The 23,565-nt window shown below is 65.4% G+C and carries 25 protein-coding genes and 1 pseudogene; 18 read left to right on the top strand and 8 right to left on the bottom strand.

Annotated features, from left to right (window positions below; all coding sequences use genetic code 11):
• Positions 1-140: 140 nt before the first annotated feature.
• From M9917_RS14820 to M9917_RS14810, 3 genes are all read left to right on the top strand, one after another.
• On the top strand, positions 141-443 hold the full coding sequence (locus M9917_RS14820; protein WP_297254633.1) for a PepSY domain-containing protein: 303 nt from the start codon (positions 141-143) through the stop codon (positions 441-443).
• A 165-nt stretch (positions 444-608) separates the two neighbouring features.
• On the top strand, positions 609-1,124 hold the full coding sequence (locus M9917_RS14815) for a cytochrome b (protein ID WP_297254632.1): 516 nt from the start codon (positions 609-611) through the stop codon (positions 1,122-1,124).
• A 239-nt stretch (positions 1,125-1,363) separates the two neighbouring features.
• The gene (locus M9917_RS14810; protein WP_297254631.1) at positions 1,364-1,732 is read left to right on the top strand and encodes a hypothetical protein; all 369 of its coding nucleotides are present in this window, start codon (positions 1,364-1,366) and stop codon (positions 1,730-1,732) included.
• 47 nt (positions 1,733-1,779) lie between these two features.
• Here the strand turns inward: M9917_RS14810 and M9917_RS14805 are convergent, their stop codons facing one another.
• Positions 1,780-2,475, bottom strand: a complete 696-nt coding sequence (locus M9917_RS14805) for a VIT1/CCC1 transporter family protein (RefSeq protein ID WP_297254630.1) — start codon at positions 2,473-2,475, stop codon at positions 1,780-1,782.
• Between the two features lie 221 nt (positions 2,476-2,696).
• Positions 2,697-3,062: pseudogene (locus M9917_RS14800) on the bottom strand (efflux RND transporter permease subunit); the annotation flags it as partial.
• Positions 3,063-3,266: 204 nt separating this feature from the next.
• On the opposite strand from M9917_RS14800, the gene M9917_RS14795 reads away from it, so the two are divergent.
• The 8 genes from M9917_RS14795 (at position 3,267) to arsH (ending at position 9,581) form a co-directional block, all read left to right on the top strand.
• A complete protein-coding gene (locus tag M9917_RS14795) occupies positions 3,267-4,151 on the top strand; it encodes an arsenite methyltransferase (protein ID WP_297254629.1) in 885 nt (294 codons plus the stop codon).
• 164 nt (positions 4,152-4,315) lie between these two features.
• Positions 4,316-4,675, top strand: a complete 360-nt coding sequence (arsD, locus tag M9917_RS14790) for an arsenite efflux transporter metallochaperone ArsD (protein WP_297254628.1) — start codon at positions 4,316-4,318, stop codon at positions 4,673-4,675.
• Positions 4,648-6,474 (top strand): arsenical pump-driving ATPase, encoded by a 1,827-nt coding sequence (gene arsA, locus M9917_RS14785; protein WP_465246358.1) that lies wholly within the window; start codon positions 4,648-4,650, stop codon positions 6,472-6,474. Before arsD ends, arsA begins: the two co-directional genes overlap by 28 nt.
• Positions 6,475-6,476: 2 nt before the next feature.
• Positions 6,477-6,839 carry an ArsR/SmtB family transcription factor gene (locus tag M9917_RS14780; protein WP_297254627.1) on the top strand — a complete coding sequence of 121 codons (363 nt, stop codon included), beginning with the start codon at positions 6,477-6,479 and terminating at the stop codon, positions 6,837-6,839.
• Positions 6,832-7,374, top strand: a complete 543-nt coding sequence (locus M9917_RS14775) for an arsenate reductase ArsC (RefSeq protein ID WP_297254626.1) — start codon at positions 6,832-6,834, stop codon at positions 7,372-7,374. The genes M9917_RS14780 and M9917_RS14775 overlap by 8 nt, the downstream gene beginning before the upstream one ends.
• Positions 7,375-7,383: 9 nt before the next feature.
• The gene (gene arsC, locus M9917_RS14770) at positions 7,384-7,809 is read left to right on the top strand and encodes an arsenate reductase (glutaredoxin) (RefSeq protein WP_297254625.1); all 426 of its coding nucleotides are present in this window, start codon (positions 7,384-7,386) and stop codon (positions 7,807-7,809) included.
• A gap of 9 nt (positions 7,810-7,818) precedes the next feature.
• A complete protein-coding gene (gene arsB, locus M9917_RS14765; RefSeq protein ID WP_297254624.1) occupies positions 7,819-8,868 on the top strand; it encodes an ACR3 family arsenite efflux transporter in 1,050 nt (349 codons plus the stop codon).
• A complete protein-coding gene (gene arsH / locus M9917_RS14760; RefSeq protein WP_297254623.1) occupies positions 8,865-9,581 on the top strand; it encodes an arsenical resistance protein ArsH in 717 nt (238 codons plus the stop codon). Before arsB ends, arsH begins: the two co-directional genes overlap by 4 nt.
• A 710-nt stretch (positions 9,582-10,291) precedes the next feature.
• Here arsH and M9917_RS14755 read toward each other — a convergent pair.
• Together M9917_RS14755 and M9917_RS14750 are read right to left on the bottom strand one after the other, a co-directional pair.
• Positions 10,292-10,945 (bottom strand): DUF1190 domain-containing protein, encoded by a 654-nt coding sequence (locus tag M9917_RS14755; protein ID WP_297254622.1) that lies wholly within the window; start codon positions 10,943-10,945, stop codon positions 10,292-10,294.
• A 50-nt stretch (positions 10,946-10,995) separates the two neighbouring features.
• Positions 10,996-12,561, bottom strand: coding sequence for an AMP-binding protein (locus M9917_RS14750; RefSeq protein ID WP_297254621.1), 1,566 nt, complete (start codon positions 12,559-12,561; stop codon positions 10,996-10,998).
• 193 nt (positions 12,562-12,754) lie between these two features.
• Here M9917_RS14750 and M9917_RS14745 point away from each other — a divergent pair, with 193 nt between their 5' ends.
• Positions 12,755-13,648, top strand: a complete 894-nt coding sequence (locus M9917_RS14745) for a DMT family transporter (RefSeq protein WP_297254620.1) — start codon at positions 12,755-12,757, stop codon at positions 13,646-13,648.
• A 30-nt stretch (positions 13,649-13,678) separates the two neighbouring features.
• Here the strand turns inward: M9917_RS14745 and gpt are convergent, their stop codons facing one another.
• The 4 genes from gpt to M9917_RS14725 form a co-directional block, all read right to left on the bottom strand.
• Positions 13,679-14,188 carry a xanthine phosphoribosyltransferase gene (gene gpt / locus M9917_RS14740; RefSeq protein WP_297254619.1) on the bottom strand — a complete coding sequence of 170 codons (510 nt, stop codon included), beginning with the start codon at positions 14,186-14,188 and terminating at the stop codon, positions 13,679-13,681.
• A gap of 136 nt (positions 14,189-14,324) precedes the next feature.
• The gene (locus tag M9917_RS14735) at positions 14,325-16,124 is read right to left on the bottom strand and encodes a methyl-accepting chemotaxis protein (RefSeq protein WP_297254618.1); all 1,800 of its coding nucleotides are present in this window, start codon (positions 16,122-16,124) and stop codon (positions 14,325-14,327) included.
• Positions 16,125-16,457: 333 nt separating this feature from the next.
• Positions 16,458-17,210 carry a competence/damage-inducible protein A gene (locus M9917_RS14730; RefSeq protein WP_297254617.1) on the bottom strand — a complete coding sequence of 251 codons (753 nt, stop codon included), beginning with the start codon at positions 17,208-17,210 and terminating at the stop codon, positions 16,458-16,460.
• 50 nt (positions 17,211-17,260) lie between these two features.
• The gene (locus M9917_RS14725) at positions 17,261-18,112 is read right to left on the bottom strand and encodes an FkbM family methyltransferase (protein WP_297254616.1); all 852 of its coding nucleotides are present in this window, start codon (positions 18,110-18,112) and stop codon (positions 17,261-17,263) included.
• A gap of 106 nt (positions 18,113-18,218) precedes the next feature.
• Here M9917_RS14725 and map point away from each other — a divergent pair, with 106 nt between their 5' ends.
• From map to M9917_RS14695, 6 genes are all read left to right on the top strand, one after another.
• The gene (gene map / locus M9917_RS14720) at positions 18,219-19,043 is read left to right on the top strand and encodes a type I methionyl aminopeptidase (RefSeq protein WP_297254615.1); all 825 of its coding nucleotides are present in this window, start codon (positions 18,219-18,221) and stop codon (positions 19,041-19,043) included.
• Complete coding sequence (radC, locus tag M9917_RS14715; RefSeq protein ID WP_297254614.1) at positions 19,040-19,801, top strand: RadC family protein; 762 nt, start codon at positions 19,040-19,042, stop codon at positions 19,799-19,801. Before map ends, radC begins: the two co-directional genes overlap by 4 nt.
• Entirely contained in the window at positions 19,801-20,157 is a 357-nt protein-coding gene (locus M9917_RS14710) for a DUF488 domain-containing protein (protein ID WP_297254613.1), read from the top strand. The genes radC and M9917_RS14710 overlap by 1 nt, the downstream gene beginning before the upstream one ends.
• 108 nt (positions 20,158-20,265) lie before the next feature.
• Positions 20,266-21,681, top strand: a complete 1,416-nt coding sequence (locus tag M9917_RS14705) for a circularly permuted type 2 ATP-grasp protein (RefSeq protein ID WP_297254612.1) — start codon at positions 20,266-20,268, stop codon at positions 21,679-21,681.
• A gap of 67 nt (positions 21,682-21,748) precedes the next feature.
• Entirely contained in the window at positions 21,749-22,690 is a 942-nt protein-coding gene (locus tag M9917_RS14700; protein WP_297254611.1) for an alpha-E domain-containing protein, read from the top strand.
• Between the two features lie 21 nt (positions 22,691-22,711).
• The gene (locus M9917_RS14695; RefSeq protein WP_297254610.1) at positions 22,712-23,539 is read left to right on the top strand and encodes a transglutaminase family protein; all 828 of its coding nucleotides are present in this window, start codon (positions 22,712-22,714) and stop codon (positions 23,537-23,539) included.
• Positions 23,540-23,565 lie beyond the last annotated feature (26 nt).

Genomic DNA, 23,565 nt, shown 5'->3' with positions numbered 1-23,565 from the left:
CGCTCATTCTGTTCGTTTCCTGTCCGATTGCCACCGAAACCTGTCGGCAAGCTGACAAGAAGACCGCATTGGCTTCAGATCATCGTCAGGAAAGGCTGCCATCGTCGCCATAACGGAACGTCGAGCAAGGACAAACAAACATGATGAAGCGCGTATTGGCAGCCTTCCTGTTTTTCGGATTTGCCGGATCTGGCGCCGCCATGGCAGGCGATCGCTGCCATGTTGCCATGGATCAGTGGCAGCCGCGTGAGGCCGTACAGAAGATGGCCGAAGCGCGCGGCTGGACGGTGAACCGGATCAGGATCGACGACGGCTGCTACCAGGTCCGGGGTGTCGATCGGCAGGGGCGGGCGTTCAAAGCCAGGATCGATCCCTCAACCCTCGCCGTCGTTAAGATCAAGAATAGTCGTCAGGATCAAGAACAAGGGACAAGCCGAGGGTAACGGTAACAGGCGCGACGGCGGCAGGCGGAGACTGGCGATATTGGCGCCTTGCCCTCCAATGAACTGCCCAGGACGAACATGACGCCGAAACTCGAAGTGAAATGAATGGGTTTCCGCTTTCCGTGCCGGTAACACCATTTCCTTATGAACGCAGGAAAGCAGGCCATGCCTAGCAACTCCATCCGTTATTCGAAAAGCATGATCGTCATTCATTGGCTGACCGCCCTTGCCGTGTTCGGCGCATGGCTGACCGCGGAGGGCGGACGCCATGTGGTGCAAAACCCGCCGTTGCTGCATTTCTCGCTGGGGCTTGCCGTGCTGGCGCTGGTCGTTCCCCGGCTGATCCTATCGCTGACCGGAGGCGCGCCTACTATGGCTGCGCCGCAGGGCTGGCTCGCACGCGCGGCAAGGATCGGGCACGGCCTGCTCTATCTGTTGCTGATCGCCGTTCCGCTGACCGGCTGGTATGCGGCGTCGCGCCTGGGCGTGCCGATATCGTTCTTCGGTCTGCATCTTCCCGCGATCGCCGCGCCGGTTCAGGGACGTCCCGGCCTGATCGCCGAATTTCACGAGAATGCCGGCACCTTCATTCTCATCCTCGCCGGGCTGCATGCCTTGATGGCCATCTGGCATCAGTTCGTCCTGCGTGACGGAACGCTGCAACGCATGAGCCCGCGCTGACAGCTTCGGTGAATCGTCCTTTTCGTTTGGTCCGACCTGGCCTGACGCAAGGCCGAAACAGGAACTGCACCACCATCAACAAGTGCACAGGCGCCGGCTCCAGATTGATCGCGGCCGAAAGCAAATCTTAGGATCTGAGGTTTCTTGAAAAGTCCGACAACAGCAAACCATGATACCCGCCATCATCAAGATATCTGCTAAAATAATCAGTACGGCATGAACGAAAGATCAATAGTACCATGACCGATAAGCCACTCCTGATCACGATCGCCGCCGTTGTTGCTGTGATCTTCGGTACCCTGACCGTCACATCGGGCGGGCGTGCATTGTTTGGCGGGGTGGACATGGGAGCTGTTGTACCCTTCGTCCTGAGGTTCAATTTCGCCGTCGGTTTCGCTTATGTGCTGGCGGGCATCGGGCTATGGCGCATGACGAGGTGGGCGTGGGTGCTGTCCGTCGTGATCGCGGTGGCGACCGCCGTGGTGTTCGCCGCCTTTCTTTGGCATGTTTGGCATGGTGGCGCCTATGAGGCGCGCACGATGGGCGCTATGTCACTGCGCCTCGTCGTCTGGATCGTCATCGCAGCGGTCGCAATTAAACGCAGATAGCGACGATGATTGGCGATGGTAGAAAAATCGCCGTGAAAAGCTCGCAGCTAGACGGCTCGGCCGATAAGGGCGCCGATCACAGCGGTCGATGCCATGGCAACAGCGCCCCAGAACACGACCCGAAGAGTGGGTTTCCAGATGCTGGCGCCGCCCGCCTGCGCGCCAATGGCGCCAAGGGCGGCAAGCCCGACGAGGCAGGCGATCGACACCGTCCAGACGGTTGTTCCTGCCGGTGAAAGCAGGGCGATAGCCAACGGCAACGCGGCACCGGATGCGAATGTCGCTGCGGACGTGAAGGCTGCCTGAACCGGCCTGGCCATCATGTGGCTCGACAGTCCGAGTTCATCCCTCGCATGTGCTGCGAACGCGTCTTTCGCCATCATCTGCTCGGCAACTTGCCGGGCCAGTTCGGGTGTCACGCCACGGTCCTCATAGATCTTTACCAGCTCGGCCAGCTCCGCTTCGGGTTGCGTGGACAGTTCGTAACGCTCACGCGCCATGTCGGCTTCTTCCGTGTCAGCCTGGGAACTGACCGATACGTATTCACCCGCTGCCATCGACATCGCCCCGGCCACCAGCCCGGCGACACCGGCAACGAGGATTTCGTGGGACGTTGCTGTTGCAGCGGCGACGCCGACGATCAGGCTCGACGTCGAAATCAGGCCGTCATTGGCTCCGAGCACCGCGGCACGAAGCCATCCTATTCGGTCGATCAGATGGTTTTCTTTGTGAACGGTGCGCATGGACCATATTCCCGGATGAAAGTTTGAGGTTTCGGGCGAAACGGCGAACGCCTGCCGACAAGGCTTTTTCGTTCAGTCGCAACAAACGCTGCCGTCCAAAAGGATATGGACTTTAATGGCGGGCATCCCGCGGATGCGCGTCGACGTGATTTCAGTTGCCCGATAGCGGGCGACAGTATCGTGGCCACGATCGATGTCGCCAAGAGCCTATCCAGGGTTCCTCATGCCGAAATCTCTAATTTCAACGATTTCTTTTGTCGATCAGGAGCGCCCGCCGAGCGACGCTCCACCCAGCCATAGATGGCCGGCAACAACAGCAATGTCAGCACGGTGGACGATATGATGCCCCCGATGACCACGGTCGCGAGCGGCCGTTGCACTTCCGCTCCGGCGCCTTGCGCGACGGCCATGGGCGCGAAGCCGATGGCCGCGACCAGCGCGGTGTAAAGCACCAGCCGCAGGCGGTCTGTCGCGGCCTGGCGCACGGCATCGACGAGCGGCAGGGCCCGCCGCAGGGCGTTGATATGATCGACCAGCACCAGATCGTTCAGCATCGCGATGCCGGACAGCGCGATAAATCCGATGCCGTGGTGATCCTGAGAGCGACGAGCAAGTCGCCCTTTTGACGACAAGCCCTTCGAGCAACGAGCGAGCCCCGACCTAGTCGCAAGAAATTCCCTTTATGGGCTGGCGCAGTGCGGATTCTTGGTGTATTTATAATTTCAATGATTCTTGAATTATTGAGATGACAACACGCGATAGGCAAAACCTCAATTTGGAGGAGTCCGTCAATGGCCAACCCGAATTCCTGCTGTGCGCGCGCGGCAACGACCAGCGAGCCGTTTGCGCCGCCGAATCACGATGAGCACCGTCGCAATGTGAGAGAGGCCTATGCCCAAGTCGCCAGGGAAAATAATGAGGGGCAATGTTGCGGCAGCGCGCAAAATTGCTGCGGCACCAGTGACGAAGGGGCCATCAACGCGCTCATCTCCACCCGCCTCGGCTACAGTCAAGCGGACCTGGACCTGGTGCCCGCTGGCGCCGATATGGGCCTCGGTTGCGGCAACCCCAAGGCCATTGCCGCGCTGAGGCCGGGTGAAACGGTCGTCGATCTGGGATCGGGGGGCGGATTCGACTGCTTCCTGGCCGTTCGCGAGGTGGGGCGCGGCGGCTACGTGATCGGCGTCGACATGACCTCGGATATGGTGTCCAAAGCGCGCGCCAACGCCCTAAAGGGGCAGTATGAAAACGTGGAGTTCCGCCTCGGCGAGATCGAGCACCTGCCCATCGCGGACAGTGCCGCCGACGTAGTGATTTCCAACTGCGTCATCAACCTGTCGCCCGATAAGCCCCAGGTGTTCCGCGAGGCTTTCCGCGTGCTCAGGGCCGGGGGGCGACTGGCCATCTCCGATGTGGTCGCGACCTCCCAACCGCCCGAGGACATGCGCAACGACGCCGTGCTCATTGCAGGGTGCATGGGCAATGCTTCGCTGATCACGGATCTAGAGGCGATGATGCGCGCCGCCGGATTCGAACAGATCCGCATCCAGCCAAAAGACGAGTCGAAGGCATTCATCGAGGACTGGGCCCCAGGGCGCAATGTCACCGACTTCGTCGTCTCCGCCACGATTGAAGCAGTCAAACCAGTAGCCTGCCGCTCTTCTGGTGACGGCTGATTCTAAAAGGATGACCGCTGGCGCCATTGGCGAGGCAACGGATGGCGCGGCCTTGTCATGGATGTCCTGCCACCATGGGTCAGGACCGTCCCCGCCCCGACAACGCGGCGGCCCCGCAATGAAGGCCATCCCCGTATCAAGCAAATATTTTGAAAGGAACTCCTATGTCGAACATCCAGATTTTCGACCCGGCGCTGTGTTGCAGCACGGGTGTATGCGGTGTCGAGGTCGATCAGAACCTCGTGAGCTTTGCTGCCGACGTAGATTGGGCCAAGCAGAACGGCGCCCAGGTCGAGCGCTTCAACTTGGCCCAGCAACCCCTTGCTTTCGCAGATAACCCGACCGTGAAAGGCTTTCTGGAGCGTTCGGGACAAGAAGCGCTACCCCTCGTTCTGGTTGATGGCGAGGTGGCTTTGGCCGGTCGCTACCCCAATCGCAACGAATTGTCCCGTTGGGCCGGTATTCAAGCCTCTGAAGCCCCTCGGACGCAAGGCGCTTGCTGCTCCGGCAGCGGTTGCTGCTGAACAAGGGGATTTCCATGCACTTTCTGACCCAACCGCCTCGCTTCGTTTTCTTCACGGGCAAAGGGGGCGTCGGCAAGACCTCCATCGCCTGCGCAACGGCCGTGCAGCTCGCCGCCGAGGGCAAGCGCGTGCTGCTCGTCAGCACCGACCCGGCCTCGAACGTAGGGCAGGTTTTCGGCGAGACGATCGGCAATAGCATCACGGTGATCCCCGCGGTGCCGAACCTGTGGGCGCTGGAAATCGACCCGCAGGCGGCGGCGCAAGCCTATCGTGACCGCATTGTCGGCCCGGTTCGCGGCGTGTTGCCCGATGCGGTCGTGGATGGCATCGAAGAATCCCTGTCGGGAGCCTGCACCACGGAAATCGCCGCCTTCGACGAGTTCACCGCCCTGCTGACCGATGCGGCGCTGACGCAGGACTACGAACACGTCATCTTCGACACCGCCCCGACGGGCCACACCATCCGTCTGCTGCAATTGCCCGGTGCATGGAGCGGCTTTCTGGAAGCAGGTAAAGGCGATGCGTCGTGCCTGGGGCCTTTGGCCGGACTGGAAAAACAGCGCGGCCAGTACAAGGCTGCGGTGGAGGCGTTGGCCGATCCGTTGCGCACCCGCATGGTGCTGGTGGCGCGCGCACAGCGCACCACGCTGCGCGAGGCGGCGCGCACCCATGAGGAACTGGCCGCAATCGGCCTGTCGCAGCAACACTTGGTCATCAATGGCATCTTTCCTGCCGGCGAGGCCGAGAACGATCCGCTGGCCGCCACCATCTACGCCAGAGAGCAGGCTACGCTGGCCGCCATTCCGCCCGTGCTTCAGGCGTTGCCGCGGGATCAGATCGCGCTCAAGCCGTTCAATCTCGTCGGCCTCGATGCCCTGCGTCACCTGCTGGTCGATACCGACGCCACGCATGGCGCCGATGCCATCGAGCTGCCCGCCCGGCTGGATGCGCCGGACTTGTCCGCCCTGGTCGATGACATCGCCGCCGAGGGGCACGGGCTGGTCATGGTGATGGGCAAGGGCGGCGTGGGCAAGACCACGCTGGCCGCCGCCATCGCCGTGGAGCTGGCGGACCGGGGGCTGCCCGTCCATCTGACCACCTCCGACCCGGCCGCGCATCTGGCCGATACGCTAGAAGGCTCGCTTCCCAATCTGGTGCTCAGCCGCATCGATCCTCAGGAGGCCACGGCGCGTTATCGCCAGCATGTGATGGACACCAAAGGCGCACAACTCGATGCCGAGGGCCGGGCCTTGCTGGAAGAGGACCTGCGTTCACCCTGCACCGAGGAAATCGCGGTGTTCCAGGCATTCTCCCGCGCCATTCGCGAAGGTGGACGAAAATTCGTGGTGATGGATACCGCACCCACCGGCCACACCCTGCTGCTGCTGGATGCCACCGGCGCCTATCACCGCGATGTCGCCCGGCAGATGGGTGAGAAGGGCGCTCACTTCACGACGCCGATGATGCAACTGCAAGACCCGAAGCAGACCAAGGTGCTCATCGTCACCCTGGCCGAAACCACGCCCGTACTGGAAGCGGCCAACCTGCAAGCGGACCTGCGCCGTGCGGGCATCGAACCGTGGGCCTGGGTGGTCAACAACAGCGTGGCGGCCGCGCACCCGCACGCCCCGCTGCTGCGCCGCCGCGCGCGCAACGAATTGCGGGAAATCGACGCCGTGGCCACGCGACATGCCGGGCGCTATGCGGTCGTCCCTCTTTTGACGGAGGAGCCTGTCGGTGCGGAGCGCCTGCGGGCCTTGGCGAAATGGAAACATCGTGAGCTTGAAGTTTCGAGATGACAATGAAGGAAAAGCAGGCTCTCGCCGCCTTCGCCGCGCTTTCGCAGGAAACGCGGCTCCGCATTGTCCGTCTTCTGGTGACAGCCGGTCCCGAAGGGATGTCCGCCGGCTCGATTGGAGAGGCCATGGACGGCGCGGCCTCCTCGCGCATGTCCTTTCACCTGAGCCATCTCGAACAGGCGGGGCTTGTCGAGTCCCGGCGCGAAGGGCGCTCGATCATCTACAGCGCGGCCCTCGTGACGCTTTCGAGCCTCATCGAATTCCTCATGCGCGACTGCTGCCAGGGCCACCCCGAAGTGCGCAACCCGGCCGTCGCCGCGCTGTCCTCCTGTTGCCAACCTACGAAAGGCTCTTCCCATGTCTGATTCAGACCAGCCCCACCGCATCTTCAATGTTCTCTTCCTTTGCACCGGCAACTCGGCTCGCTCGATCCTTGCGGAGAGCATTCTGGCCAAGGACGGGACTGGTCGCTTCCGCGCTTTTTCCGCTGGCAGCCAGCCCAAGGGCGAGGTCAATCCCTTTGCGTTGAAGGTGCTGAGGAGCCTCGACTATCCCGCCGATGGGTTCCGCTCGAAGAGCTGGGAGGAGTTCGCGCGGCCTGAAGCTCCGGTCATGGATTTCGTGTTCACGGTTTGCGACAACGCTGCCGGCGAAGCCTGCCCGGTCTGGCCGGGCCAGCCGATGACGGCACATTGGGGCATCGAAGACCCCGCTGCGGTGGGAGGTTCCAACATCCAGAAGGAAGCCGCCTTCGTCACTGCCTTCCGCTATCTCAAGAACCGTGTCTCCATCTTTACGGCGCTGCCTGTCGCCAGCCTCGACAAAGCATCCCTGCGGGCCACGCTCGTAGAGATCGGGCAATCGGACGGCGCGTCCTCGCCTCGCAACAGCGCGGCCTGAGGCAAGGCCATGGACGTCATCATCTATCACAATCCCGACTGCGGCACCTCGCGCAACACGCTGGCGATGATCCGCAACGCCGGCATCGAGCCGCACGTCATCGAATATCTGAAGACGCCGCCGGCGCGCGCGCTGCTGACGCAGCTCATTGCGCGCATGGGCGTTTCGGTTCGCGCGGTGTTGCGCGAAAAGGGTACGCCTTACGCGGAGCTTGGCCTTGCCGATCCAAAGCTGACCGATGACCAGCTTCTCGACGCCATGATGGCGCATCCGGTCCTCATCAACCGGCCGATCGTCGTCAGCCCCAGGGGCGTGAAACTCTGTCGGCCGTCCGAAGACGTGCTCGACCTGTTGCCGCCGCAACAGGGCGAGTTCGTCAAGGAAGACGGCGAGCGCGTCATTGATGAGCACGGCCGCCGCGTGGCGACGGCTTGAAGGAAAACCATGTCCACCTTTGAACGCTATCTGACCCTCTGGGTTGCGCTTTGCATCGTCGTCGGCATCGCGCTCGGCCATGTGATGCCGGGCGCGTTTCAGGCGATCGGTGCTGCGGAAATCGCCAAGGTCAACCTGCCGGTGGCTGTGCTGATCTGGCTCATGGTCGTTCCGATGCTCCTGAAGATCGACTTCGCCGCGCTCGGCGAGGTCGGCCGTCACTGGCGCGGCATCGGCGTGACGCTGTTCGTCAACTGGGCGGTGAAGCCGTTCTCCATGGCTTTGCTCGGTTGGCTCTTTATCGGCTGGCTGTTCCGGCCGCTGCTGCCAGCCGACCAGATCGACAGTTATATCGCCGGCCTCATCATCCTCGCCGCGGCACCCTGCACGGCGATGGTGTTCGTCTGGTCGAACCTGACCAAGGGCGAGCCGCATTTCACGCTGAGCCAGGTCGCGCTCAACGACGCGATCATGGTCGTGGCCTTCGCGCCCATCGTCGGGCTGCTGCTCGGCCTGTCGGCGATCACCGTGCCGTGGGGCACGCTGATCCTGTCAGTGGTGCTCTACATCGTCATCCCGGTGATCGTCGCGCAGATCGTGCGCCGCAGCCTTTTGGCGAACGGAGGGCAGACAGCGCTGGACCAACTGCTCGCCAAGCTCGGCCCAATCTCGCTCGTCGCACTTCTAGCGACGCTAGTGCTGTTGTTCGGTTTCCAGGGTGAACAGATCATCGCGCAGCCGATGGTGATCGCGCTGCTCGCCGTACCAATCCTGATCCAGGTCTATTTCAACTCCGGGCTCGCCTATCTGCTCAACCACATCTCGGGGGAACAGCATTGCGTCGCCGGCCCATCGGCCCTGATCGGCGCGTCGAACTTCTTCGAACTGGCTGTCGCCGCGGCCATCAGCCTGTTCGGCTTCCACTCCGGCGCTGCGCTCGCCACGGTCGTCGGTGTACTGATCGAGGTGCCGGTCATGCTCTCCGTCGTGTGGATCGTGAACCGCTCCAAGGGTTGGTATGAGCGCGATGGCAAGACTGTCGTGGAGGTGGACCGTTGACCTTGCCAAACCTCCCCCATGTTGATGCCGGTTGCATCGTTGTGCCGCGCATTGATCGGCTACGGGCGACATCCTCGACCCACCCGCCTCGTATTCTGTTGCTCTACGGCTCGCTTCGCGGGCGGTCATATAGCCGCTTCCTGACCCAGGAGGCCGAGCGCCTGCTGAAGCATTTCGGTGCGGAGACCCGCATCTTCGATCCGCATGGTTTGCCGTTGCCCGACGGAGCCGAAATCAGTCACCCAAAGGTGCAGGAGCTGCGAGAGCTTTCGCTCTGGTCGGAAGGTCAGGTCTGGACCAGCCCGGAGCGGCACGGCGCCATGAGCGCGGTGATGAAGGCGCAGATCGACTGGATTCCTCTCTCGGTCGGCGCTGTACGACCGACGCAAGGGCGGACGCTTGCCGTCATGCAGGTGTCGGGCGGTTCGCAGAGCTTCAACGCGGTCAACCAGATGCGCGTGCTCGGTCGATGGATGCGGATGGTGACGATCCCCAACCAGTCGTCCGTCGCCAAGGCTTTTCAGGAGTTTGACGAAGCAGGCCGGATGAAGCCTTCGTCCTATTATGACCGCGTGGTGGATGTGATGGAGGAACTGGTCAAGTTCACGCTGCTGACGCGCGACGTGTCGTCTTATCTCACGGACCGCTATTCCGAGCGCAAGGAAAGCGGTGAAGCTTTGATGCGGCGGGTGAATCTATCGGCCGCGACCTGAGCTGCTTCCCGCCGACTGGCAAGGATGCATTGAAAGGCATGGCACACACACGATCCGAACGTGAGGCTTCCACCTTCGGATCGCAGATCTTCGGCCGATGTCATGCCAGCGCTGATCCGAAAAGGCTGATGGAGATCTCAGTTTGAGGAAGCTTGAGAGTGTGGTGCGGACGACGGGACTCGAACCCGTACTCTCAAAGAGAAGCAGATTTTCGTACCACTTCGACTTTCGCCGCCGCCTTTGGCGTTCGTGGTCTGGACTGTCCCTTCGCCATGGCCCGAAGGCTTTAGACGCCGCCCGTCCAGTCTCTACACCTTCCCCTGAAGAGGGGCTTGGCTCGGGATTGGCTTAGGGCTGATGCCCGTTAGCGTTCCCCGACTTTGAGCGGTTCTACTCCGCGGATTTCCCCGCGGGCACTCCAATTCTAAAGTCTGCTGCGTCTACCGATTTCGCCACGTCCGCCCTTGGCCGCCGATTCTCCCCCTTGGTCTCTGCTCCTATACAGCACCTAGAGCAAAATCAGCCTATTTCCGCCTTCCTAACCCCGCGCCCTTAGCGCACTGAAAAACCATTCAATTCTCTTCCGTAAACTATTTTGCAGCATGGTAGAGAAAAGACTTTTTAAGTGCTTTGCGTTTACCAGTTTCGCCACGTCCGCGGGTGCCACAGCGATAGCGGGCCGGCCCTGCGGGCGCAAGTCTCGCGTGCGCTCAATGCCTGCGCGCGGGCTTGTACCATTCGACCCCGTCGGGATCGACGTAAAGCCCCGGCGGGACATCCGAGCCGATACGCTTCTCCTCCATCGGCACGCGCACCGTATCGTCGCGGTCGCCGCGCCTGACATAAGGGGCCGAGCCCCGCCCGGCATGGCCGTGCGCCCCGCGCCCGACGCTGCTCGCCTCGCCGATGATGCCGCGCCGCCCGGCGACCTTGTCCTGCAATTCCGTCACCGGCCGCCCGGCGAAGGCGACCTTGGCCGTGCCCTCGACCACCGGCAGCGCCCGGCGCGCCGCCCCCTCGCCGCTGACGCGGACGCCGATGAAGCGCGGCACGTAGCTCGCCCCGCCCTTGCCGAAGGATTCCCAGCCGCCGGCCGAGATGATCTGCGCGCCGCAACGCTTGTGGCTGCGCTCGCAGGCCGCGCGCGAGCCGTAGCGCGGCGCCGCCTGCTCGAACTCGGCACGGGCGTTGCGATAGGCGAACTCGCACTGCTGCGCCGTCAGCCGCCCGGCCTCGATGCATTCGTCGCGGCGGACATAGACGGCGCCCGGCGCCTGCGCCGCCAGATCGGACGGCCCCGTCAGCGACAGGACGGGCGCAAGCGCTGCGACGCGCATCAGCGCCAGGGCGGAACCCGGAATCATCATCCCGCGTAATAGAATGACGATTGTGGCTACAAGGCAGCGGGGCGGGCTCATAGCAGCGGCCGGCGCGAGGCGGCGAGCTCGCGCGTCGCGCCGTAATCGATCTTGCCGTTGCCGAGCACCGGGATGACCTGGGTCACCAGGATCGCGCGCGGCACCCAAAGTTCCGGAAAGCCCTGCGCTTTCGCCGCCTCCTGCAGCGCCACCCGGTCGGCATCCGGCGTCTCGGTGACGAGGACGAGCTGCTCGCCCTTGCGCTGATCCGGCAGGGCGACGACGACGTGGTTCTGCCCGGGCCAGACGCTGGCGACCATCGTCTCGACCGCCGCGAGCGAGACCATCTCGCCGCCGAGCTTGGCGAAGCGCTTCGCCCGGCCGCGGATCGCGACGAAGCCGTCCTCGATCGCGACGATGTCGCCGGTGTCGTGCCAGCCGCCCTCCGGCGGGAGGAGGCGGCCCGGCCGCTCGGGATCGAGATAGCCGGCCATCACGTTCGGCCCGCGCACGGTGAGCCGCCCGCCTTCATGGATGCCCTCGACCGGCTCGAGTTTCGCCTCGATGCCGGGCAGGAGCCGGCCGACCGTGCCCTCGCGCATGGCGGCGGGCGTGTTGACGGCCAAAACCGGCGAGCATTCGGTGCAGCCATAGCCTTCGAGGACGACGGTGCCGTAGGGCTCCCACATCCGCTTGGTCTCGGCCTTCACCCGCTCGGCCCCGGCGACGACGTAGCGCACGCTGGCGAGGTCGCCCTTTTCCGCAGCCCGCGCGTAGCCTTGCAAGAAAGTGTCGGTCGCGAGCAGGAAGGTCGCCTTCGTCTCGCCGATCAGCCTGGGCACCTGCTTGTAGTGCAGCGGGCTCGGATAGAGCACGACCTTCATGCCGTGCATGAGCGGCAGCAGCGTCCCGGCGGTCAGCCCGAAGGAATGGAAGGCCGGCAGCGGGTTCATGAAGACGTCCCGCTCGGTGAGCGCGCCTGCCGCATGGGCGAAGACCTGCCGGGCGTTGGAGACGATGTTGGCGTGGCTCAGCGCCACGCCCTTCGGCCTGCCCTCGGTGCCCGAAGTGAAGAGGATCACGGCCGTGTCGTCGGGCCGGGCCTCATACGGGCGGTGGGCGAGCCCCGGCATCAGGCTCATCAGGGCGCCGATGAGCTTGTCGAGGCTCGATACCTGCTTGCGGACGTCCTCGAGCCAGACGATGCGCCGCCCCTCGCCCAGCGCCGCGATCTCCTCATCGAGCTTGCCCTGATCGACGAAGCGGCGCGAGGTCATGATCGTCTTGAGCTCGGCGAGCTCTGCCGCCGCGCGGAGATTGCGGACACCGGCGGTGAAATTCAGCATCGCCGGCACCCGGCCATAGGCGAAGAGCGCAAACAGCGTCACCACCATGCCCTGCATGTTGGGCAGGAGCACGCCGACGGGCTCCTTCGGCGCCGTCAGGGCCGAAAGCTTGCGCCCGAGCACCAGCGCGCCCAGCACGAGCCGGCCGTAGCTGATCGGCTGGCGCTCGGGGTCCTCCAGCGCGATGCGGCCGCTGCCGTGGCGGGCGATGGCCTGGAGCAGCGCGCGAAAGACCGTGATCCGCGCGCCCGCGGCATCGAAGCTGGTGGCGGCCATGTCCGGCGCGTCTCCCCTCGGCGTTTTCCCTGCGAATCAAACTAGTGGGGATGGTCCCGGTTTCAAAGCCGGACGGGTCGCCTGCCCCGGAAGCATCCCGGCTGTGCCGGCACGGCCGTTGCCGCCGGAGCATGGCGCGGGCATAGCATGACGGCCTCGCCGCCCCTCGCCGCCTGCCGAAAGCCACCCGTTCATGACCTTTCGCGCACATTGGCTCGGCATTCTCTGCGGCTTGCTGACGGCGCTCATCTGGGGCGTTCAGGCGGTCGTCTCACGCCACGCCATGCTGGTCGGCCTGACCACGGCCGATGTCGCGATCCTGCGCTTCATCACCGCCGCCGCCGTGCTGCTGCCCTGGGCGCTGAAGACCATGCGCCCCTTCCCGGTCGGCGCGCTGGGCTGGCGGCGCGCCTGGATCGTGGCGCTGCTGGTCGGGCCGCTCTACAGCCTGGTCCTGGTGGCCGGCGCGGCTTTCGCGCCGGCCCTGCATTCGTCGACGATCTCGACCGGGCTGATTCCCGTCTTCACCGCCGCGCTGATCTTTCTCGTCACCGGCGAGCGCGCCGGGCGGATGCGGCTTGCCGGGCTCTGCATCATCGTGCTGGGCATCGCGGTCTTCTCCCGGGGCGCGTTCATCCTGACGCCGTCCCGGCCCGATGCCTGGATCGGCGACCTGCTTTTCGCGCTGGTCGCCATCGTCTGGTCGATCTTCGGCCTGCTCGCCCGGCGCTGGGGCGTCGGCTCGCTCGAGATCACCGCCGCGTCCTGCCTGCTCTCGGTGCCCCTGCTCTTGGTCGTGGCGCTGGCGCTGCCGACCAACATGGCGCAGGCGCCCTTCGCCGAGCTCCTCTTGCAGGCGCTTTACCAAGGCATCCTGGTCGGCGTCGTCGCGCTCTATCTCTACACCCGCTCGGTCGAGATCCTGGGTGCGGGCCGTGCGACGCTGTTCCTGCCGCTGGTGCCGGTGGTGACGGCCGCCGCCGGCACGCTGCTGCTGGGGGAAAGCCCTTCCCCGGCCGAGCTCGCCGGCATGGCGATCGTGGTCGCCGGCATGCTGATCGCGTTCCGCTCGCCTTCGGTCGGCTGAGCCGGCACGGCTTCGCGGCCCAGATGCCTCCTATCCCTGATGGCCCCTGGCGATCGGCTCGACATAGGAAAGCCCCATGTCCCAGGGGAAATAGATCCAGGTGTCCTGGCTGACCTCGGTGACGAAGGTATCGACCGTCGGCGCGCCGGCGGGCTTGGCGTAGACCGCGGCGAAATGCGCGTTCGGCAGCATCGCGCGCACGACACGTGCGGTCTTGCCGGTATCGGTCAGGTCGTCGACGACCAGCACGCCCTTGCCCTTGCCGTCGCCGAGCGCCTTGACGGTCGGCGCGATGTCCTTGAGCACCTGGAGCTCTGACTGGTTCCTGTAGTCGTGGTAGCTCGCGACGCAGACGGTCTCGATCATGCGCAGGCCGAGCTCGCGGCAGATGATCGCCGCAGGCACCAGGCCGCCGCGGGTTATGCAGACCATCGCCTCGAACGGCCCCTTCTCGGCCAGCCGCCAGGCGAGCGCGCGGGCATCACGGTGGAACTGGTCCCAGGATACCGGGAAAGCCTTGTTCGGGGACGGTTCGGCCATGGGCAGCGCTCCGGGACTCGCCACGGCGCGAAGGCGCCGGTCAGCGACCGAAAGCCCATCGGCGCGCGCCTGACAAGAGGCAAGGCGCCGGTGATCCCCAGCCGAGCGCCGCCCGGCGGCCGGATTTGTCGACGCCCTAGAATTCGGCCCAGCCATCCGCCCCACCGCCGGAGGCCACGCGCCGGGCGCGCATCGCCGGCTGGGCGGCGGGCGGCGGCACCGGCACGGCCGCATGCACCAGCTGCGGCACGCGCCTGTCCTCGTCGCCGAGGCGGAAGGCGGCGACCATCATGCCCAGCGCCTCGGTCTCCTGCTGAAGGTCGCGGGCAACCTTGGCGCTCTGCTCGGCGAGCAGCGAGTTCTGCTGGGTCATCTCGTCCATATGCGCGACTGTGCGCGCCATCTCGTCGATGCCGTTGGCCTGCTCGGTCGTCGCCTGCGAGATCTCGCTGACGGTGGAGGCGACCTTGGAGGCGGCGTCGACGATCTCGCCGAGCGTCGATCCGGCATCCTTGACCAGGCCGACGCCAGCTTGAATCTGTTGCGCGGAATTCGCAATCAAAGCCTTGACGCCATTGGCGGATTCGCTGCAGCGGGCGGCGAGCGCGCGCACCTCCGTCGCCACCACCGCGAAGCCGCGCCCGGCATCGCCCGCGCGCGCCGCCTCGACAGCGGCGTTGAGAGCGAGCAGATTGGTCTGGAAGGCGATCTCGTCGATCATGGCGATGATCTCCGAAATGCCCGACGAGGCCTGCTCGATGCGCCCCATCGCCTCGACCGCCTCGGTGACGATCGTCCCGCCGCGCGCGGCGACCTCACGCGCCTCGTTGCCGAGCTCCACCGCCATCCGCGAATTGCCGGCGCTGTGCTTGACCGACGCGGCAAGCTCCTCCGTCGTCGCCGCGGTCTGCTGCAGGCTCGACGCGTTGGTCTCCGTCCGCTCGGCCAGTTGCTGGCTGTCGGAGGTGATCTTGACCGAAGCGCTGCCGATGCGCGCCGAGATGTCGCGCACGGCGCCGACTACCTGCGCCAGCGTGTCGAGCAGGTCGTTGACGCCGGCGCAGAGCGTGGCGACCTCGCCGCTCTTGCCGGCGAGCGGCACCCGGCCGGTCAGGTCCCGGCCCTTGGCCCGGTCGATCACGGCGCTGGTCTCCTTCACCGCCGCTTCGAGCTGCTTGCCCTTGAAGGTAGCGGTGATGTCGGTCGCGAACTTGACGACCTTGTAGGGGCGCCCCTGCGCGTCGAGGATCGGATTGTAGCTCGCCTGGATCCAGACCTCCCGGCCGCCCTTGGCGAGGCGGCGGTATTGGCCTGCGTCGTATTCGCCATGCGAAAGCCGCTCCCAGAAGCTGCGATAGGCCGGGCTCTCGCGCTCGGCCGGGTCGATGAAGATGCGGTGATGCTGGCCGGCGATCTCGGCCAGCGTATAGCCGAGGACGTCGAGGAAATTCTGGTTCGCGCTCAGGATCTTGCCGGAAAGATCGAACTCGATCACGGCCTGCGCCTTGTCGATCGCGGCGCGCTGCCCCTCGAGATCGGCGAGCCGGTTCTTCTGCTCGGTGACGTCGAAGGCGTATTTGACAACGGAAACCGGCTTGCCGCCCGCCCCCAGGATCGGATTGTAGCTCGCCTGGATCCAGACCTCCCGGCCGCCCTTGCCGAGGCGCAGATACTGCCCGCGCGAGAACTCGCCACGCCCGAGCCCGGCCCAGAGCTCGCTGTAGCCCGCGCCGTTCTTCTCCTCGGGCGTCACGAACAGGCTGTGATGCTGGCCCTTCACCTCGGCGAGCGTATAACCCATCACCGACAGGAAGTTGTCGTTGGCGTCGAGGACCTTGCCGTCGAGATCGAACGCGATCACCGCCTGCGAGCGGTTGATGGCGTTGAGTTGCCCCGCGGCATGCCCGTTCGAGAAAAGCCCGGAAAAGAGCGACATCCATATCCCCCTTTGGCGCCGGCCCCGCATCAGGATTCAGGCCCGCACCGTCGTGAAAAGCGTCATCGACCGCCCATGACGTCCGGACATGGGGCGAGCGGACGAATACTTTCGGTCCGCAAAGGCGTTATTGCATAAATTAGTTTATGAGAAGTTTATATGTAGTTATAAGCCAATATGAAGATAGAAAATTATCCTCACAACAATAATTTTACAATCTAACTTAAGGTAATTATCTATATAAAAATCAATGTCAAAGTTCATAAAACATAATATCTCTTATAAGTTGTATAAAAACATTAAAAGTTGTGTTATTTACTTAGATAGAGATAATTACTGCTTTTCGGAAGCAACCATGGCCTTCACAGCGGCCATGGCGGCGGTGAGTTTCTCTGCGTCACGCGACCTGACGACGATGTTCGTGTCCGGGCCTGTGTCGGACCAGAACGGGTAGGAGCCGATCGAGACCGCCGGATGGGCTTGCGCGATCGCCGCGAGCGGCCCGCCGATATCGCCCTCGCGCAACCCGGCGCGGATCGTATCGGACAGCATCTTCCTACCCGTCCTGAGCGTCGGCCCGACGACGTCGAGCATCGCCTGCATGATCGCCGGCACGCCGGCCATCACATAGACATTGCCGAGATGGAAGCCCGGCGCCTTCGAGATCGCGTTGGCGATGAGTTCGGCGCCGGCGGGGATGCGCGCCATGCGCATGCGCGCCTCGTTGAGCTCGGCCGGCGAGAACCGCTCCGACAGCATCGCGACGGCGCGCGGGTCGTGGTCGATCGTGACGCCGAAGGCGGCCGCGACCGCATCGGCCGTGATGTCGTCATGGGTCGGCCCGATTCCGCCGGTGGTGAAGACGTAGGTATAGCGGGCGCGCAGCGCGTTCAGCGCCGCGACGATCTCCTCGGTGACGTCGGGGACGATGCGCACCTCGCTGAGGTCGATGCCGATCGCGGTGAGGTAATCGGCGATATAGCCGATGTTCTTGTCCTTCGTCCGTCCGGACAGGATCTCGTCGCCGATCACCAGGATCGCGGCCGTGACGATGGTGGCGGAGGAACTGGCTTCGTTGGCGGACATGGCGGCGCTCCTGGCTTGCGCTCAAGAGCTAGGCTTTCCGCGCGAAGCGCTCAAGCGGGCTTGCGCTCGAACACCAGGTTCAGCCGCGTCTGGGCGAGGAGCCGGTAGCCGCTGCGCTCGAGCAGCCCGGCAAGGTCGCTCTGCCAGCGCTGGCGCGAATCCTCGATGACGATGAAGCTCGGCCAGAGCGAAGGCGGCGCATCGCGCAGGAAGGGCTCGAGGATCAGGTCCTCGGCGCCCTCGACATCGAGCTTGATCGCGTCGATGCGCTCGTAGCCCTCGCCCTCGACCAGGGAGAGCAGCGTCATCGCCGGCACCCTGACCGAGGTCCCGGCGCTGGAATTGAGGATGCGCACGCTCGATTCGCCGCGATTGGTCGGGTCGATGAACAGCGTCAGCTCGCCCGGCTTGTCGGCGAGCGCGCAGGCGACCGCCTTGACCGTCCCGAACGGGTTCTGCGCGATGTTGAAGGCGAGGCGGGAGAAGATCTCCGGCTGCGGCTCGACCGCCAGGATGCGCGCGCCGCGCCCGGCGCGGGCCGCGACGAAGAGCGAATAGGCGCCGATATTCGCGCCGACATCGATGAAGGTGAAGCCCTCGCGCAGCCGCCCAGCCAAAAGCTCACGCTCGACCGCGTCGAAATATTGCGGGGTGAACAGCACGCGCTTCTCGCAGACGTTGCCGCTCGGATAGAGGCGCATCTTCGCGCCCAGCGCCTCGATGTCGACCGGCGCGCCGCCGAGCAGGCGCAGGCCCAGCCGCCGCAGCGCATAGGCGAGCTTGCGCCCGAGGAAGCTGTCGGATGCCGCGCGCGTGCGGGCGATGATCCCGGCGAGCCAGGCTTTCGGGGCGAAGGCGCCGAACGGCCGCTCTTCCGCCGGATTCTGATCGATGATGGCCATGGCGCCAGCCTGATACACCCCGCCGCGCCCGCGCGCCAGCTATCCACGCGACTTGCGCGCACCGCCAAACGCAATAGATATGTCGTCGAGGAGCTGTCCGCGTGCAATGACCTACGAAGACGCCATCGGCCGCTCGCGCTCGCGCGAGCCCGCCATCAAGATCCATGGGCCCGAAGCCTTCGCCGCCATGCACAAGGCCGGCCGGCTCACAGCCGAGGGGCTCGACATGCTCGGCGCCCATGTCAGGCCGGGCGTCACCACGCAGCGCCTCGACGATCTCGCCTTCCAGTTCGCCATGGACAACGGCGCCTATCCGGCGACCCTGTTCTATCGCGGCTACACCAAGTCGATCTGCACCTCGATCAACCACGTCGTCTGCCACGGCATCCCCGACGACAAGCCGCTGCGCGAAGGCGACATCCTCAACATCGACTACACGCTGATCGTCGATGGCTGGCACGGCGATTCGAGCCGCATGTACGGCGTCGGCGAGGTCTCGCGGAAGGCCGAGCGGCTGATCGAGATCACCTATGAGAGCCTTCAGCGCGGCATCGCGGCGGTGCGCGCCGGCGCCACCACCGGCGACATCGGCTTCGCCATCCAGCGCTATGCCGAGGCCGAGCGCTGCGCCGTGGTGCGCGATTTCTGCGGCCACGGCATCGGCCGGCTGTTCCACGACGCGCCCAACATCCTGCACTATGGCAGCCCCGGCGAGGGCATCCTGCTGAAACCCGGCATGGTCTTCACCATCGAGCCGATGATCAATCTCGGCAAGCCGGGGGTGAAGGTGCTCTCGGATGGCTGGACCGCCGTGACCCGCGACCGCTCGCTCTCGGCCCAGTTCGAGCATCAGATCGGCGTCACCGAGACGGGCTGCGAGATCTTCACGCTGTCGCCCGCCGGCCTCGGCAATCCGCTCGCCGCAAGATGAGCGCTCGCCGCGGCAAGGGCTCGGGCAAGGCAGCGGCTGCGGCGCCGGCCGAGACGCCCGCGCCCGCCGCCGCGGCAGAGGCGCCCGCCCCGCATTATCACGGCCATCGCGAACGCCTGCGCGCCCGCTTCCAGGAGGCCGGCGCCGAGGCGTTGCCGGATTACGAGTTGCTGGAGCTCCTGCTGTTCCGCTCGATCCCGCAGCGCGACGTCAAGCCGCTCGCCAAGGAGCTGGTCCAGCGCTTCGGCTCCTTCGCGGAGGTGCTGGCGGCTGCGCCCGCGCGCCTGACCGAGGTGAAGGGCGTCGGCGAGGGCGTCGCGCTCGATCTCAAGATCGTCGAGGCGGCGCTCAGGCGCATGGCCAGGGGCGCGGTCGGCAAGCGGCCGGTCCTCTCCTCCTGGTCGTCGGTGCTGGATTACTGCCGTACCGCGATGGCCTTCGCCGAGCGCGAGCAGTTCCGCATCCTCTTCCTCGACAAGAAGAACCTCCTGATCGCCGACGAGGTCCAGCAGACCGGCACGGTCGACCACACCCCGGTCTATCCGCGCGAGGTGATGCGCCGGGCGCTGGAACTGTCGGCCTCGGCGATCATACTCGCGCATAACCACCCTTCCGGCGATCCGACGCCTTCGGGCGCCGACCTCAGGATGACACGCGAGCTCGTCGATATCGCCAAGCCGCTCGGCATCGCCATCCACGACCACATCATCGTCGGCCGCGACGGCCATGCCAGCTTCCGCAGCCTGGGGCTGATCTGATGCCGACGCTGACGGTCAAGCGCGTCTACGATCCTCCCGCCGCGAGCGACGGCACGCGCATCCTGGTCGACCGGCTCTGGCCGCGCGGCGTCGCGAAAGACCGGATCGACCTCTGGCTCAAGGATCTCGCGCCGAGCGACACGCTGCGCCACGAATTCCATGCGCATCCCGGGCGCTGGGAGGAATTCCGCGCCGCCTATGCCGCCGAGCTCGGCCACCCGCCGGCACAGGCCGCCCTCGCCATTCTCGAGGCCCGGCTGAAGCAGGGCCCCGTCGTCCTGCTCTATGCGGCGAAGGACGAGGACCGCAACAATGCGCAGGTCCTGCGCCAATGGCTGGACGGCCGCGCCAGCTGATCGAGACTGCGCGTTAAAAGGGCCATGAGACCAATGGCGCGGCTGGCCCCCCTCTTCCCGAACGCCGGCGAATACGCATAGGCTGGCCCGAAAGGGGAAGAGGGCTCAATGGTCGCATTCGATGAAATGACCGGGTCGGGAACCGAGCTCAGGCCCGCCTACGAGGCTCTCGATCGCTGGCTGAAGGAAGCCCCGCCGGAGACGCTGGCGCTCCGGCGCAGCCAGGCGGAGCTGTTCTTCCGCCGCATCGGCATCACCTTCGCGGTCTATGGCGACGAGGAATCGACCGAGCGGCTGATCCCCTTCGACATCATCCCGCGCGTGCTGACCAAGCCCGAATGGACCAGGCTCGAAGCGGGCCTGCGCCAGCGCGTCACCGCGCTCAACATGTTCCTGGCCGATGTCTACGGCCCGAAGGAATGCCTGAAGGCCGGCATCCTCCCGCCCGATCTGGTCTATCGCAACGCCTGCTACCAGCTCGAAATGGTCGATTTCAAGGTGCCGCACGGCATCTATTGCCACATCGCCGGCATCGACGTGGTGCGCGTCGACGCGGATACGTTCTACGTACTGGAAGACAACGCGCGCACGCCGTCCGGCGTCTCCTACATGATGGAGAACCGCGAGGTGATGCTCAGGCTCTTCCCGGAGCTGTTCTCCACCCATCGCGTCGCGCCGGTCGACAACTATCCAGACCAGTTGCTCGCGACGCTGCGCTCGGTCGCGCCGCGCAGCGCGCCCTCCGACCCGACGATCTGCCTCCTGACGCCCGGCCAGTACAATTCGGCCTTCTACGAGCACTCCTTCCTCGCCGACAAGCTCGGCGTCGAGCTGGTCGAGGGCTCGGACCTCCTGGTCAAGGACGACATCGTCTATATGCGCACCACGCAGGGACCGAAGCGCGTCGACGTGATCTACCGGCGCATCGACGACGATTTCCTCGATCCGCTCGCCTTCCGCAGCGATTCCGTGCTCGGCGTGCCCGGCATCGTCGGTGCCTACAAGGCCGGCAACGTCACGCTCGCCAACGCCATCGGCACCGGCGTCGCCGACGACAAGGCGGTCTACAGCTACATGCCGGAGATCGTGAAGTTCTTCACCGGCGAGGAGCCGATCCTGAAGAACGTCCCGACCTACAGATGCCGCGAGCCGGAAGCCAACGCCTATGTGCTCGACAATCTCGAGAAGCTCGTGGTCAAGGAGGTCAACGGCTCGGGCGGCTACGGCATGCTCGTCGGCCCGCACGCCAACAAGGCCCAGATCGAAGCCTTCCGGCGCAAGCTCAAGGCGGCGCCCGAGGGCTTCATCGCCCAGCCGACGCTGGCGCTCTCGACCTGCCCGACCTTCGTCGCCTCGGGCGTCGCGCCGCGCCATGTCGACCTGCGCCCCTATGTGCTCTCCGGCGCCCACGGCATCTCCTGCGTGCCGGGCGGGCTGACGCGCGTCGCGCTCAAGGAGGGCTCGCTCGTCGTCAATTCGAGCCAGGGCGGCGGCACCAAGGACACCTGGGTACTCGACGCATGAGCGACGCGCCCGCACCGGCCCTCCTCCCGCAACGGCCTGCCACCCCGCGGAAAGGCACACGCTGACCATGCTTTCGCGCACCGCAGACAGCCTTTACTGGGTTTCCCGCTATGTCGAGCGGGCCGAATATCTCGCCCGCATCCTCGATGCCACGACGCGCCTGACCAACCTGCCGACGACCTATGGCGGCGCCGGCACGGAATGGCAGAGCGCGGTCTTGACCGCCGGCTGCGAGGAGGCCTTCGCCAAGGCCTATGGCGAGGCGAACGAGCGCAATGTCTGCGATTTCCTGACCTTCAACCCCGACAACCCCTCCTCGATCCGCAACTGCCTCGCCCAGGCGCGCTCGAATGCGCGCGCGGTGCGCACGGCGCTGACCTCGGAGATGTGGGATGCGCTGAACAGCGCCTGGCTCGAGCTCCAGCGCTTCGAGAAGAAGCGCATGGACCGCGAGGAGTTCGCCCGCTTCCTCGACTGGGTGAAGCACGTCTCGCTCACCTTCGACGGCTCGGCCTACCGCACCATGCTGCGCGACGACGGCTACTGGTTCTCGCGGCTCGGCGTCTATCTCGAGCGCGCCGACAACACCGCCCGCATCCTCGACGTGAAATACCATGTGCTGCTGCCGGCCGACGAGCAGGTCGGCGGCTCGCTCGATTATTTCCAGTGGACCACGGTGCTGCGCGAGGTCTCGGCGCTGACCGCCTATCACTGGGTCTATCGCGAGGCGGTGAAGCCGATCCTCGTCGCCGACCTCCTGGTGCTGAACCGGCGCATGCCGCGCTCGCTCGCCGCCTGCTACGAGAGCATCTCGCGCTTCCTCGACTCGCTCGGCGACGCCTATGGCCGCCAGGGGCCGGCGCAGCGCCAGGCGCGCAAGACGCTGGCCAACCTCAGCAACACCCGCATCGACGATGTCTTCCAGCACGGGCTGCACGAATTCATCGAGGAGTTCATCACCGAGAACAACCGCCTCGGCAACACCATCTTCGAGCAGTATCTGCAATGAGGCCGTAACCCGGACTGGACCATGCGGATCAGGATTTCCCATACGATCGGCTATGATTATGCTGAGCCGGCGCGCCACATCACGCAGATCCTGCGGCTGACCCCGCGCGACCATGACGGCCAGCACGTGATGTCCTGGCGCATCGAGCCGAATATCGACGGGCGCCTGCGCGCCTCCCAGGACGCCCATGGCAACATCGTGCACTCATTCTATGCCGAGGGCCCGATCTCGGCGCTCACCATCCGCATCGACGGGCTGATCGAGACCATCGACCTCGCCGGCGTCGTGCGCGGCGGCCTGGAGCGCGTGCCCTGCGAGGTCTATCGCCGCGACACGCTCTTGACGGCGCAGGACGAGGCGCTGCGCGCCTTCGCCGAGGAGGCCGCCGCCGGCGCCGCCACGCCGCTTTCGCGGATGCATGCGCTGATGGCCGCCCTCAGCGAGCGGATGACATGCGTCAGGGCGAGCGGGCGCAGCGGCGTCGGCGCGCCCGCCGCCTTCGCCGCGCGCGAGGCGATCGCGCAGGACATCGCCCATGTCTTCATGGCCTGCGCGCGCCATCTCGGCCAGCCCGCCCGCTACGTCTCGGGCTATGTCGCCAAGTTGGATACCCTGCCGCACGGCAACGGCGCCCATGCCTGGGCCGAGATCCATCTCGACGATTACGGCTGGATCGGCTTCGACTGCGCCAACGGGCTCTGCCCGATCGACAGCCATGTCCGCGTCGCGATCGGGCTCGACTATGCCGATGCCGCGCCGGTCCGCGGCTCGCGCCAGGGCGGCGGGGGCGAAAGCCTCAACGTCCTCGTCAGCGCCCATGAGGCCGAAGGCCGCCTGGCCAACCAGTGAGCGCCCCGACGCGGGCAGCCTGACAA

The organism is Bosea sp. (in: a-proteobacteria) (genome assembly GCF_023953965.1).
Lineage (GTDB): Bacteria > Pseudomonadota > Alphaproteobacteria > Rhizobiales > Beijerinckiaceae > Allobosea.
The sequence above is the reverse complement of the archived record's forward strand: the minus strand, read 5'-3'. Positions and strand labels throughout refer to the sequence as shown.